This window comes from Thauera sp. 27 (assembly GCF_000310125.2).
GTDB classification, from domain to species: Bacteria; Pseudomonadota; Gammaproteobacteria; order Burkholderiales; family Rhodocyclaceae; genus Thauera; species Thauera mechernichensis.
In genome coordinates this window covers 39000-52651 of the sequence record NZ_AMXB01000035.1, presented here as the reverse complement: position 1 = coordinate 52651, position 13652 = coordinate 39000, and the positions used below count along the sequence as shown (strand labels likewise).

The following is a 13652-nucleotide window of genomic DNA, read 5'->3' as shown; positions in this document are numbered from 1 at the left end:
GCCGCCGGTGAGCAGGCTGGCGCGCGCCAGCGCGCGCGCGACGGCGGAGGCCAGCGCTGGCGAGCTCCCTGCACCTACGGTCAGGAGTTCGACCGGCGGCAGGGTGGCGACCTCGGCGGGCAGGGCGACGCGGCTGTAGCGGTTGGGCGTGAGCGCCTGCAGCGCTGCGTCGCTGGCCAGTACGCTGAGCGACTCGGGCGTGCTGAAGGCATCCACCGCTGTCGGGTGGCGCTTGGCGAGACTGGCCGCGGGCAGGATGCGGTCGCCGAGTACGGCCAGCACGCCCGCGCGTGCCGCGGCCGGGCGACAGGCCAGTTCGACCGCCTGGTAGAGGTTGAGCGGCCCGTCCGCTGACAGTGCCGTCGCCGGCCGCATCGCGGCGGTCATCACCACCGGCTTGGCTGCATTCACCGTGATCTGGAGAAAGTAGGCGGTCTCTTCCAGGGTGTCGGTGCCGTGGGTGATCACGATCCCGTCCACCCCCGGGAGCGCAGCGAGCATCTGTACCCGGCGCGACAGCACCAGCCAGTGCTGCGGCGTCATGTCCTTGCTGTCGATATTGAACAGCTGCTCGAAGGTCAGCTCGGCCAGGCGTGCGAGCTGCGGCACCGCCGCCACCAGGGCCTCGGCGCCGAGCTGGCCGGCGGTGTAGCCATGGGTGTCGGTTGCCGAACTGGCGGTGCCGGCGATCGTGCCGCCGGTGGCGAGCAGGACGATACGGGGTCTGCGGGGGCTGAGGGCTGTGCTCAATGCAGTCTCGGCGCGAGTGGGGAACAGGCGCGATTCTACGGGATCGCAGACATCTGCAGGTTTGCGCACGGTGGTCGCTCGGATGTGGCCTGGCAACCTGCCCCTGAGGATGACGCAGTGCACGCTTGCCCCGGCAATGCGCTCGTATACTCGTGCCAGTTACGATTCACTTATCCGTCCCGGTCCCAGATGACACCCGCTCTCCGCCCGCTCGCCCGCTGTCTTGCCCTCGCCCTTGCCCTCGCCCTGCCGCTGACACCGGCCCATGCAGACCCGGCGGCGGCCAGCCGCTATTACGAGGATGGTCTCAAGCGCTTCGAAAAGGATGATGTTGCCGGTGCGGTGATCCAGCTCAAGAACGCGTTGCAGCAGGACCGCAACATGCTTGCGGCGCAGTTGCTGCTCGGCCGCGCCTACCTGATCCAGGGCGAACTCGGGCCGGCCGAGGTCGCCTTCAACGAAGCGCTGCGTCTGGGGGTCGATCCGGCCGAGGTCACGGTTCCGCTGGGCGAGATCTATCTGCTGCAAGGGCGCCACGCCGAGTTGCTCGAGCGTGTGCGTGCGGATCGCGTGATCGGTGAGGCCCAGGTGCGGGTGCTGAGCATGCGCGGCAGGGCGCTGGCGGCAACAGGCTCGTTCGCAGAGGCCCAGCGCAGCTTTGCCGAGGCGCGTACGCTCGATCCTGCGTCGCCGGCGCCGCTCATCGCCGAAGTGCCGGTCCTGATCGCGGCTGGCCGCGTCGATCAGGCGCGCGAGCTCGCCAATGCGGCAGTCGCGCTTGCGCCGGGCAGCGCGGCGGCCTTCAACATGCGTGCATCGGTGGCGCACGCGACCGGCGCCCTGGCTGAGGCGCTGGCCGACTACAGCCGTGCGCTCGAACTCGATCCGAAACATGTGGATGCACGCATCGCACGTGCCGGCATCCAGATCGACCTCGGCAATGAAGCGGCGGCGGCCGAAGATCTCGCGCGCCTGGCGGTCGATGTGCCCACCGAGCCGCGCTCGAACTTCCTGCGTGCGCTGCTCGCGGGACGACGGGGCGATCGTCAGGCCGAGGCTGCACTGCTGACAGAGGTCGCGCGTGTCGTCGATACCTTGCCTGCCGAGTGGCTGGCGAGCCAGGAGCAGCTGCTGATGGCCGGTGGCCTCGCGCATTACTCGAGCGGCCAGCTCGAGAAGGCGCGCAAGTACCTCGAAGTGCTGGTCGCGCGCTATCCGCGCAACGCTGGCGCCCGCAAGCTGCTTGCTGCCGTGCATATGGATGGCGAGGACTACGCGCGCGCCCAGCTCTTGCTCGAGAGTGTGCTGCGCGACAGTCCGGCCGATGCGCAAGCCTTGTTCCTGATCGGACGTGTCCATCTCGCACTCGGGCGCAATGCGCGCGCGGTGGAGGCGCTCGAGCGCGCTGTCGCCGGTGGCGAGCAGGGGGCAGGGGCGCTGGCTTCGCTCAGTCAAGGGCTGTTGCGCACCGGCGAGCGTGCGGCGGCGCTGGAAGCCCTCACGCAGGCTTTCGACAAGCTGCCTGCCGACTTCGGCCTTGCTTCCGGGCTGGCCACGCTGCGCCTGCGCAGCGGCGATGTGGCGGGGGCGCTTGATGTCGCTGGTCGCCATGTCGCCGCAGGTGCGCAGGGGGCGGAGGCGTTGCACCTGCTCGGGCAGATGCAGGCGGCCAGCGGTGATGTGGTTGCGGCGCGCAAGTCCTTCGAGTCTGCCTTGTTGTCGCAAGGCGATTTCCTGCCTGCGCAGGTTGGCCTCTTGCGGCTGGATGTGCGTGCGGGCGCATTCGATCAGGCGCGGCGCGCGCTCGACCCCTTGTTGCGCAAGCATCGCCACGACGCCGGGCTGATGTACGAGTATGTGCTGCTCGAGCGCAGGGCGGGGCGGCTGGCAGAGGCCGAGCGCTGGGCGGAGAAGGCGCTTGCCGAGGCAAGCGACAACCTTCAGTACGGCCTCACCCTGATCGAACTGCGCTCGGCGGCCGGTAACCGCGACGGCGCGCGTGAGGTGGCGCGAGCACTGGCGGCGCGGCGTGCGGGCGACCTGGTCGCGCTAGCGGCGCTCGCGCAGACCGAGATCGACGCCGGGGACAAGCGCGCCGCTCAGCAGGTGCTGCGCGAGATGGTGCGCGCTGCCGGCTTCGATACCGCACACCTGGTACGCATCGGGTACATGCAACTGGCTGCGGCCGATCCTGTTGCCGCGCGCTACTCGGCCGACAAGGCGCTGCAAGGCCGGCCAGATGATCTCGATGCGCTCGTGCTTGCCGTTGAGGCGGCGGTCGCCGAGCGCAACATCGTGCTTGCAGCGGGCTATCTTGAGCGCGTGCTTGCAGCGCACCCGAACCACTTCGAGCGCTATCGCCTGGCGGGTGATCTCGCCCGCGAGCGTGGCGATCATGCAGAGGCTGCGCGCCTGTTCCGTGAGGCGATGGCGCGTGCTCCATCCACGGCATTGCTGTACCGGCTTGCGGACGTCCATGTCCGTCAGGGTGAGCCGGCGCAGGCGCTTGCCCCGGTGCGCGCGCGCGTGCAGCAGGCGCCGGGCGACATCGCCGCACGCGAGCTGCTGGCCGAGCTGCTGATGCGCGGCGGCCAGCTGCGCGAGGCCCGCGAAACCTATGAAGCCTTGGTTGCGGCGGGCCGTACCAGCGCTGCCGTGCGCAACAACCTCGCCATCGTGCTGCTGGAGCTGGGCGAAGGCGATCCGCTCGCCCATGCCAGCGAGGCGCTGCGCCTTGCGCCGGGCGACGCCGCGGTGATGGACACCATGGGGTGGGTCCTGGCCTCGCTGCAGCGCTACGAGGAATCGATGCGCTACCTGCGCGATGCCCGCCTGCGCGCGCCGAACAATGCCGAGATTCGCTGGCACCTGGCCTACGTGCTGGCGAAGATGGGGCGTCGGGGAGAGGCAGCGGATGAGCTGAAGGCTGCGCTTGCCATGCCGGGTGAGTTTTCCTGGCGTGGCGAGGCGCGGGCACTGCTTGCGGAACTGGGCGCAAAATAGTCGGAAGTTTTTACACTTGCTCTCGGTAAGGCCAAATGTTTTTTAGCATGTTATTGTTTTTAAAGGAATTATTTTTTATGGCATGAAGTGTGCTTAAGTGTTGTGAAAGCAGTAGAAAAGAACTACGTGAGAAGGTAAAAAAGATGAATCACAAACAGCTCGCATGTGCGTTGGTGACTGCAGGCCTGGCCTTGGGTTCGGGCGCGGCAAGCGCCTCGACGACGTGGAATCTGAATACGTCGACCACCGTGCCCGCAATGAGCGCGTGGTACAACTTGAACGATGGAAAGCTCGGCTCCGGCGCGGTTACCAAGTGGGACGGCGGTGTCGGCGTGCAGCATCTCGGCGCAGACGGCAAAGTCGGTGGTAGCAGCGGAAACGTCGACGAACCGCTCTCTTCCCCGCAGCACGCGATGGACACTGATGGGCGCTTCGAGTCCCTGCTGCTCAATTTCGGGCCGCAGGAGGTCAAGCTCGACAAGGTGAGCATTGGCTGGGTCCAGAACGACTCGGATTTCTTCCTGCTCGCCTACACTGGCGCCACGCCTTTCTCCGGTAGTCTCGCCAACAACACGTACGCGAATCTCTTGAGTAGCGGCTGGTCGCTGGTTGGCAACTATGCCAACGGTGCGTCCACCGGGACTTACAACACCGGCGCCTCGGTGTATTCGAGCTTCTGGCTCATCGGTGCCGGTGCGATCTCGGCTTCGGGCGTCACCAACGGTGACGGCAGGCACGACTACATCAAGATCGCATCCGTTGCAGGTGTCACCAAGATCCCGCCCCCGCCTCCGCCGCCGGGCGTCCCCGAGCCCGGCTCGCTGGCCCTCGCCGGCCTGGGTCTGCTTGGCCTGGTCGCGACGCGCCGGCGCTGGAAGTCGGCCTGATCGGTCTGCAAGCAACAAACAAAAGAGGCGCCCGCGGGCGCCTCTTTTGTTTGGCGGTGCGCCGCGCTCAATCCTGTGCGGCGTCCTCCTGCTGCTGCAGCAGCCACATCTGCGCATAGGCGCCGCCCTTGGCGAGCAGCGGCGTATGGCGACCGCGCTCGACGATGCGGCCCTTGTCGAGCACGATGATTTCGTCGGCGTCCATGATCGTCGACAGGCGGTGGGCGATCACCAGCGCGGTGCGGCCCTGGGCGGCGAGCTCGATCTGCGCCTGGATCGCCTTTTCGGTCCGCGAGTCGAGCGCGGAGGTGGCCTCGTCGAAGATCAGGATGGCGGGGTTCTTCAATAGCGCGCGCGCGATCGCCACGCGCTGCTTTTCGCCGCCGGACAGTTTCAGGCCGCGCTCGCCGACCCGCGTCTCGTAGCCGTCGGGCAGCTGGTGGATGAAGTCTTCCAGCTGTGCCGCACGTGCGGCGGCCTCGACCTCTTCGCGACTGGCGCCGGGACGGCCGTACTGGATGTTGTAGTACAGGGTGTCGTTGAACAGCACCGTGTCCTGCGGGACGATGCCGATCGCTGCGCGCAGGCTGTCCTGGCTGAGGTTGCGCAGGTCGTGGCCGTTGATGCGGATGGCGCCGCCCTGTACGTCGTAGAAGCGGTAGAGCAGGCGGGCGAGGGTGGACTTGCCCGAGCCCGAGTGCCCCACCACCGCCACCGTGTGCCCGGCCGGGATGCCGAAATCGACGTCGAACAGGATCGGCCGCTTGGCGTCGTAGGCGAAGCTCACGTTCTCGAAGCGCACGCTCGCCGGGCCCGCTGGCAGCGTGCGCGCGTCGGGCGCGTCCGCGATCTCGCGCTGGGTGTGCATGAGGCCGAACATGCGCTCGATATCGGTGAGCGCCTGGCGGATCTCGCGGTAGAGCACGCCGAGGAAGTTGAGCGGGATGTAGAGCTGGATCATGAAGGCATTCACCAGCACGATGTCGCCGATCGTCATCTCGCCGCTGGCCACCCGGATCGCCGCCTGCCACATCATCGCCGTCACCGCGACCGCGATGATCGCCGCCTGGCCGACGTTGAGCGCCGACAGCGAATACTGGTTGGTGACCTGGGCCTTGGTCCATTTCTGCAGCTGCTCGTCGTAGCGTCTGGCCTCGAATTCCTCGTTGTTGAAGTACTTGACGGTCTCGTAGTTGATCAGGCTGTCGATCGCGCGCGCGTTGGCGGCGGAGTCGAGCTCGTTGGCCTGGCGTCGCAGCGCGGTGCGCCAGTTGGTTACCTTCACGGTGAAGGTGATGTAGATCGTCAGCGCGCTGAGCGTGATGAGCGCGAACACGGCGTCGTAGCTCACCAGCAGGATGCCGATCACCATGCCGATCTCGATCAGCGTGGGCAGGATGGAGTACAGCGTGTAGCTGATCAGTGAGCCGATCGAGCGTGTGCCGCGCTCGATGTCCCGCGTCAGCCCGCCCGTCTGGCGTTCCAGATGAAAGCGCAGCGACAGCGCGTGCAGATGGCGGAATACGCGCAGCGAAATCTCGCGCACCGCCTGCTGGGTCACGCGCGCGAACACCACCTCGCGCAACTCGGTGAGCAGCGAGGTCGAGAAGCGTAGTACGCCGTAGGCCAGCAGGAGCGTGGCCGGCACGACGATGAAGGCCTGCTCGGGCGTGATCGTGAGGCCGTCGATCAGGTGCTTGAAGACCAGCGGCACCGACACGTTGGCGCCCTTGGCGGCGATCAGGCAGGCGAGCGCGAACAGCACCCGGCCCTTGTAGGCCCAGATGAAGGGGATCAGGCTCTTGAGGGTCTGCCAGTCGCGGCGTTCGGTGGGTTCGGGGCCGGGCAGGGCGGCGGAGGGGGCGCGTCTCATCAGGGGGTCCAGTTCGGCTTGGGCGCAGGGCAAGGGCGGATGCCGGCAGCGGATTCTGTTGGCAGGGCCGGCCGGCGTCAAATCCGCAGCGGTTTGAGTGCCTGAGCAGATCGTGCCATGTGGAAAATTTCCTTCTCCCCGCTTGACTTGAGCGCAGGAGTTTGTAGTATTCAAACAAACGTTTGAATTAGAAAAATGGATGCGCCCATCAGCAGGTATCAATCGGTTGATGCGGTCTTTCCCCAAAGAGATAAGTGTTTATCCCGAGGAGACAGCGCGGTTGCCTCTGCGCATGCTCTGCCCTTGGGCGCCGCAGACGGCCGGATGCCGTCTGCGGATGCATTTGATTGCAGCACCCAGATACACCCGCCCGCTACAGAGTGCGGGGTTGCCACCGAGGAGGAGTCAAATGAGTCGGATCAAGCATCGAGCAGCATCGCATCGCCCCGCACTGGCACTGAGCACGCTGGCCTCAGCCGTCGTGCTCGCCTTCGCTGCGCCTGCCAGCGTGCACGCCTTCGAATTCACCAGCGCCAGCGGCGAGGTGACAGGCAGCTTCGATACCACCCTGTCGGTGGGTGGGCTGTGGCGGATGCAGAACCGCGAAGCCTCGCTGATCAGTATCGCCAACGGTGGCACTTCGCGTGACCCCAACTCTGACGACGGCAACCTCAAGTATGACAAGGGCGACATGGTCTCGCTGGCGTTCAAGGCCACGCACGACCTCGAGTTGAACTACCAGAATTTCGGCGCCTTCTTCCGCGGCACTTACTTTTACGACCATGCCTTCATGCACAAGGGCGGCATGACCAACGCCGCGCGCAGCGAGCTCGGCCGCGATGCGGAACTGCTCGACGCCTATGTGCGTGGCCGTTTCGACGTCGGTGGTCGTGCGCTCAATGTACGCGCCGGTCGCCAGGTGGTGAGCTGGGGTGAAAGTACCTTCATCCAGAACGGCATCAACATCCTGAACCCGGTCAATGTCAGCCGCCTGCGCGTGCCGGGCTCCGAGCTCAAGGAAGGCCTGACGCCGATCGGCATGCTTTGGGCGTCGCAGGAGCTGACCGACAACGTCACCGCCGAGGTGGTGTGGATGGCGGAGTGGGAGAAGACCAAGATCGAGCCCGCGGGGACCTTCTTCAGCACGAATGACTTTGTGTCCGCGGGTGGGAACATTGCGTACACCGGTTTCGGCAGGCTTGACGACGGGAACAAGCCGCCTCTCGCGGTCGGTCCGTTCGGGCCCTTGAGCACCACGGCTCAGCTTTTTGCCCCGCGGGCCAAGGATCGAGAGCCGGGGAATGGCGGTGAGTATGGTCTCGCTCTGCGGATGCTGCTTCCGGAATGGAACTACACCGAGTTCGGCTTCTACCACGTGAATTATCACAGCCGGACGCCGTTTGTCTCTGGCTATCGGGGCGGGTACACCACCTATGGCACTCCGTTCCCGTCGGGGCACCCGGCCTTCGGGTGCACGGTGTTCGACCCCGTTGTCGCCGCAGGGGCTGCGGGCTTGGCCGGTGGGTGCGCTTATGCCGCCGGCCGGGGTGGGGAGTACTTCGTCGATTATCCGAAGAACATCAAGCTCTTCGGCCTGAGTTTCAATACCGCGGGCCCCGCTGGCATTGCGCTGCAGGGTGAATATTCGTATCGGAAGAATCAGCCGGTGCAGCTGCCCTCGGCAGAGTTGCTCCTTGCTGCTCTAGGGGCGCCAAACCAGATCACCGGGACCGGTGTGACGCAGGTTGCCCCGGGTGTGTTTGTTCCGAATGCTTTCCTCGAGCAGCCCTATGGCAAGGAAATCACGGGCTACCGCAGAGTCAAGATGCATCAGGTCCAGCTGACGGGTACCAAGGCAGTACCTCAGGTCATGGGGGCCGAGCAGATGGTCGTCATCGGCGAGATCGGCTACACGCACCTGGATCTGCCTTCGAACCTCAAGTTCGCCGCGTCCGGCTGCCATCTGCCACAGGTTGGCTCGTCGACGGCGACGTCGTTCGGAGCGACCAGCTCCGGCTGCTTCCTGACCGAGAACTCGTGGGGCTATCGCCTGCTTGCCCGTTTCGAATATCCGAATGCCGTTGCCGGGGTAAATCTTTCGCCGCGCATTGCGTTCTCGCATGATGTCAGTGGTCGTGGTCCTTCCTTCAACGAAGGTGCGAAAGCGGTCACGCTGGGTCTCGGCATGAACTACCGTCAGAGCTGGCAGGCCGACATCGCCTACAGCACCTTCTTTGGCGGCAAGAAGGTCACAGGCGTCGACCCGAGCCCGAACCCCCTTGGTCAACCCCGTACCTACGCCAGTCACACCAACCCCCTCTACGACCGCGACTTCCTGTCGATCAGCGTCAGCTATTCGTTCTGAGCACCACACCGGATCTGGAGACAAACGATATGCGCAAGACTTTCACGATTCTCGGCGCGGCGCTCGCGGTGGCGCTGTCCGCGCCGGCATTGGCCGACGCTTCACGACTGGGCAAGGACCTGACGCCGATGGGCGCGGAGCGTGCGGGCAACGCGGCGGGCACCATCCCCGCCTGGGACGGCGGCCTCGCCTCGGCGCCGGCCGGGCATCAGGCGGGCGGACACTATGCCGACCCCTTCGCCGCTGACAAGCCGCTATTCACCATCGATGCGGCCAACGTCGATCAGCACGCCGACAAGCTCACCCCGGGCCAGGTGGCGATGCTCAAGACCTACTCGACGTGGAAGATGAACGTCTACCCCACGCGGCGCAGCGCGGCCTTCCCGCAGGGGCACTACGACCAGACCATCGCCAATGCCAGTCGCGCCAAGCTGGTCGATGGTGGGCGCACGATCGAAGGCACGACCGGCGGCATCCCTTTCCCGATTCCGCAGGATGGCGCCGAGGCGATCTGGAACCACCTTGCACGCTACCGCGGCGAGTCCTACGCGATGAACTGGAGCCAGGCCGCGGTGACGCGACAGGGCACCTACACGCCGGTGCGCTTCGAGTACCAGTACGACTTCCACTATGGCAGCCTGAGCAAGTCGCCGGAGCAGATCGAGCAGGGCAAGCTGTTCAACTTCCTGCAGACGGTGACCGCACCCGCTCGCCTGGCGGGGCAGATCCTGCTCGTGCATGAGTTCCTCGACCGCCGCCAGGCGTGGACCTACAACCCGGGCCAGCGCCGTGTGCGCCTGGCACCGAACGTGGCCTACGACAACCCGGGCACGGCGGCCGATGGCCTGCGTACCAACGACGACTTCGACATGTACAACGGCGCCATCGACCGTTACGACTGGAAGCTGGTGGGCAAGAAGGAGATCTACGTCCCCTACAACGCCTACAAGCTGGTCGGCAACACGGTGAAGATGGCCGATGTGCTGCAGGCCGGGCACCTCAACCCGGAGCTGGCGCGTTACGAGCTGCACCGTGTGTGGGTGGTCGATGCGACCCTCAAGGACGGCACCAGCCACAGCTACAAGCGCCGCACCTTCTATCTCGACGAGGACTCGTGGTCGATTCTCGCCATCGACAAGTACGACGCCCGCGACCAGCTGTGGCGCGTCTCCGAGCTGCACACCATCAACTGGTTCGACATTCCGATGCTGTACCCCAGCCTCGAGGTGCACCACGACCTGCAGTCCGGCCGCTACATCGCCATGGGCCTGCGCAATGACGAGCCTCGCGTGTATAGCGTGATCGACGCCCGTCCGGCCGACTTCACGCCTTCGGGCCTGCGCGGCGTCGGTACGCGCTGATCCTGTAGATGAGGGCTCGGCCTTGCGCCTCCGGGGCGCGAGGCCGAGCCAATACCCGCATTTTCCTCCTTTCCCCAGGGTTCCATGAAACGCGCGATCGGCAACCTCTTCGTCGTCGTCGTACTGGCAGCGGTGGCGTTTGCGTTCTCCGAACGCAGCGATCCGCCGATGCCGGCGACGCAGACGCGTATCGACCACCTGCAGATGCTCGACCTTGCCGTGCGCGATGACGGTCGCCTGATCGCGGTCGGCGAGCGCGGCCGCATCTTCGTGTCCGATGACCATGGCGGTGCCTGGCGCGCAGTGGCATCGCCGGCGGGTGCCACGCTGGTCGCGGTGCGCTTTGTGGATGCGCAGCGCGTTGTCGCTGTGGGTCACGACGCGGTGATCGTGCGCAGCGAGGATGGCGGCGAGCATTGGGTTAAGGTGCAGTCCGACCCCGAAGCCGAGGAGCCGCTGCTGGGCGCCTGGTTCGATGCCGATGGCCAAGGGATTGCGGTTGGCGCCTATGGGCGCCTGGAGCGTACGGCCGACGGCGGAGCGAGCTGGGCGCGTCAGGAGGTCGAGGCCAATGAGGACGGACTTCACCTGAACGCGGTGGTCCGCCTGGCTGGCGGGGACCTGCTGATCGCCGGGGAAGCCGGCCTGCTGCTGCGCTCGCGGGACGACGGCGACTCCTGGGAAGCGCTCGAGTCGCCTTACGCAGGTTCGTTCTTTGGTGCGCTGGCCTTGGCCGACGGCGGGGCGCTGGTGTTCGGCATGCGTGGCCATGTGTTCCGCTCGGATGATGGCGGCGACAGCTGGCAGGAGGTCGGTCCGGGTGTTCCCAGTTCGCTCTTCGGTGGCCGTGTGCTCGCTGATGGGCGTGTGGTACTGGCGGGCCAGGCGGGCGTCGTGCTGATCAGCGAGGATGGTGCGCACAGTTTCGTGCGAGTCGACAACGATGACCGCCGCACGCGCGCGGCGGTTGCCCAGGGCGAACAGCCGGATGCGCTGCTGCTGGTGGGTGAGGAGGGGGTGGGGCGCCTGTCGCTGGTGCCCGCTGCGGGAGGACGTTCCTGATGCTGAAGGCCTTTGTGGAGTTTCTCGGCCTGCTGCTGTTCCGCCGCCGGCGCGTCTTCCTCGGGCTGTTCGTGGTGATCACGCTGCTGCTCGGCGCCTCGGCCTCGCGCCTGCAGGTCGATGCGGGCTTCGAGAAGATGATCCCGCTCGAACACGAGTACATGCAGACCTTCATGGCCTACCGCAACACCTTCGGTGGGGCCAATCGCGTGCTCGTCGCCCTGCGCCAGCATGAGGGTGACATCTACAACGAGGCCTTCATGAGCAAGCTGAAGGCCGCCACGGACGAGGTCTTCTTCATTCCGGGGGTGGATCGCGCCACGGTGACCTCGCTGTTCACCCCCAATGTGCGCTTCATCGAGGTGGTCGAGGCTGGCTTCGCCGGCGGCAACGTCATCCCGGCCGACTTCGAGGGCACGCCGGAAGACCTCGAGACCGTGCGCGAGAACGTGCTCAAGTCGGGGCGGGTGGGGCGACTGGTGTCGAACGACCATCGCGCGGCGATGATCAGTGCAGAGCTGCTCGAGATCGACCCCAACACCGGCGCCCGCCTGGACTACCTGGCGGTGGCGAAGCAGCTTGAAGATCTGCGCACGCGTCATGCCGGCGATGGCCTGGACGTGCACATCATCGGCTTCGCGAAGGCCGTGGGCGACATTACCGACGGTGCACGCGGCGTGCTGATGTTCTTCGTGGTGGCGTTCCTGATCACCGCGGTGCTGCTGTATTTCTACTCCGGGTCGGCAAAGCTGGCCGCGCTCACGCTGTTGTGCGCGATGGTGCCGGTGGTGTGGCTGATGGGTCTGCTGCCGCTCATCGGCTTCGGCATCGATCCGATGTCGATCCTGGTGCCCTTCCTGATCTTTGCCATCGGCGTCAGTCACGCGGTGCAGATGACTCACGCCTGGCGTCTGGAGATCATGGAGGGGGCGGGACCGCTGACGGGCGCGCAGAACGCTTTCAGGCGGCTGTTCCTGCCCGGGTCGATGGCGCTTACCACGACGGTGGTCGGTTTTCTGGTGATCATGCGCATCGAGATCGACATGGTGCGCGAGCTCGCGCTCACCGCCGGCCTCGGTGTCGCCCTGATCCTGCTCACCAACATGTTGCTGTTGCCGCTGCTGCTGTCATGGACGCGGCTCGACGCGGCGGAGATGCGACGCACAATGGGCGCAGAGTCGAAGGACCACTGGCTGTGGTCGCGCCTGCGCACGCTGGCCGAACCCCGGCGCGCGACGGTGGTGCTGATGGTCACTGCGCTGCTGCTGGGCATCGCGACGTGGTTGTCGCGTGATCTGCGCACCGGCGATCTTGGCCACGGCATTCCTGAGCTGCACGAGGATGCGCGCTACAACCAGGATGCAGCCGCGATCGTCGAGTCGTTCTCGATCGGCGTCGATGTGCTGTCGGTCATCGTGCAGTCCAGGGGCGTCGATGGTGCCTGCACCAACTTCGACATCATGGACACGATCGACCGCTTCGAGACCACCATGCGCGGTGTGCACGGGGTGCAGAGCGTGGTTGGCCTGCCCGGCGTGGCGAAGACGGTCAACGCCGGCTGGAACGAGGGTAACCCGGCCTGGCGAGTGCTGTCGCGAAACCCCACGGTACTGGCGCAGTCGGTCACCCCGGTTGATACCAGCACCGGCCTGCTCAACACCGATTGCAGCGCGATGCAGGTGCTCATCTTCACCCGCGATCACGAGGGGGCGACGATTTCGCACGTCATCCGCGAGGTCAAGGCCTTCCGCGATGCCAACCGCAGCGAGCATCTCGACTTTCTGCTCGCCTCCGGTAACGTCGGCGTGATGGCGGCGACCAACGAGGCCGTCGATGCCGCCTCGGTAACCATCCTGGTGCTGGTGTTCGGGGTGATCAGCGTACTGTTCTTCCTCGAGTTCCGCTCCTGGCGCGCAACACTCTGCATCATCCTGCCGCTGATGATCGCCGCGGTGTTCTGCAATGCGCTGATGGCGCTGCTGGGCATCGGCCTGAAGGTGTCCACCTTGCCTGTCGTCGCGATTGCGGTCGGTATTGGCGTCGACTACGGGATCTACTTCTACGAACGCATGTCCGACCGCTTCCGCAAAGGCGATGCGTTGCCGGACGCCTTCTATCAGGCACTCTGCCAGCGTGGCACCGCGGTGATGTTCACCGCCACCACGATGAGCGTAGGCGTGGGCACCTGGGTCTTTTCCGCGCTCAAGTTCCAGGCCGACATGGGGTTGCTGATGGCGTTCATGTTCATCGTGAACATGCTCGGTGCGCTGCTCCTGCTGCCGGCGCTTGCGGCCCTGCTGCTCAAGGCAGGGCCCGCACAGGAAAAGAAGATTTCCTGAATCGATCCATCA

Annotated in this window: 8 protein-coding genes; 6 read left to right on the top strand and 2 right to left on the bottom strand. The window is 65.8% G+C overall.

Translation table 11 applies throughout. The annotated features are described in order from the left end of the window. On the bottom strand, nucleotides 1-750 hold a 750-nt coding region (locus tag B447_RS16960; RefSeq protein ID WP_002943164.1), incomplete at its 3' end, for an asparaginase. Nucleotides 751-939: 189 nt separating this feature from the next. On the opposite strand from B447_RS16960, the gene prsT reads away from it, so the two are divergent. Beyond that, nucleotides 940-3753 (top strand): XrtA/PEP-CTERM system TPR-repeat protein PrsT, encoded by a 2814-nt coding sequence (gene prsT, locus B447_RS16955; protein WP_002943162.1) that lies wholly within the window; start codon nucleotides 940-942, stop codon nucleotides 3751-3753. Nucleotides 3754-3896: 143 nt separating this feature from the next. Continuing rightward, a complete protein-coding gene (gene xdp1, locus B447_RS16950; RefSeq protein ID WP_002943160.1) occupies nucleotides 3897-4640 on the top strand; it encodes an exosortase-dependent surface protein XDP1 in 744 nt (247 codons plus the stop codon). A gap of 67 nt (nucleotides 4641-4707) precedes the next feature. Here the strand turns inward: xdp1 and B447_RS16945 are convergent, their stop codons facing one another. Continuing rightward, nucleotides 4708-6513, bottom strand: coding sequence for an ABCB family ABC transporter ATP-binding protein/permease (locus tag B447_RS16945; protein WP_002943158.1), 1806 nt, complete (start codon nucleotides 6511-6513; stop codon nucleotides 4708-4710). Nucleotides 6514-6793: 280 nt separating this feature from the next. Between B447_RS16945 and B447_RS16940 the strand changes: the two genes are divergently transcribed. The 4 genes from B447_RS16940 (at nucleotide 6794) to B447_RS16925 (ending at nucleotide 13640) form a co-directional block, all read left to right on the top strand. Next, nucleotides 6794-8878: a DUF1302 domain-containing protein gene (locus tag B447_RS16940; protein WP_232431662.1), complete on the top strand. Its 2085-nt coding sequence runs from the start codon at nucleotides 6794-6796 to the stop codon at nucleotides 8876-8878. Between the two features lie 29 nt (nucleotides 8879-8907). Then, nucleotides 8908-10239, top strand: a complete 1332-nt coding sequence (locus B447_RS16935) for a DUF1329 domain-containing protein (RefSeq protein WP_002925730.1) — start codon at nucleotides 8908-8910, stop codon at nucleotides 10237-10239. Between the two features lie 84 nt (nucleotides 10240-10323). Further along, nucleotides 10324-11301 (top strand): WD40/YVTN/BNR-like repeat-containing protein, encoded by a 978-nt coding sequence (locus tag B447_RS16930; protein WP_002943152.1) that lies wholly within the window; start codon nucleotides 10324-10326, stop codon nucleotides 11299-11301. Further along, nucleotides 11301-13640: an efflux RND transporter permease subunit gene (locus tag B447_RS16925; RefSeq protein ID WP_002943151.1), complete on the top strand. Its 2340-nt coding sequence runs from the start codon at nucleotides 11301-11303 to the stop codon at nucleotides 13638-13640. The genes B447_RS16930 and B447_RS16925 overlap by 1 nt, the downstream gene beginning before the upstream one ends. Nucleotides 13641-13652 lie beyond the last annotated feature (12 nt).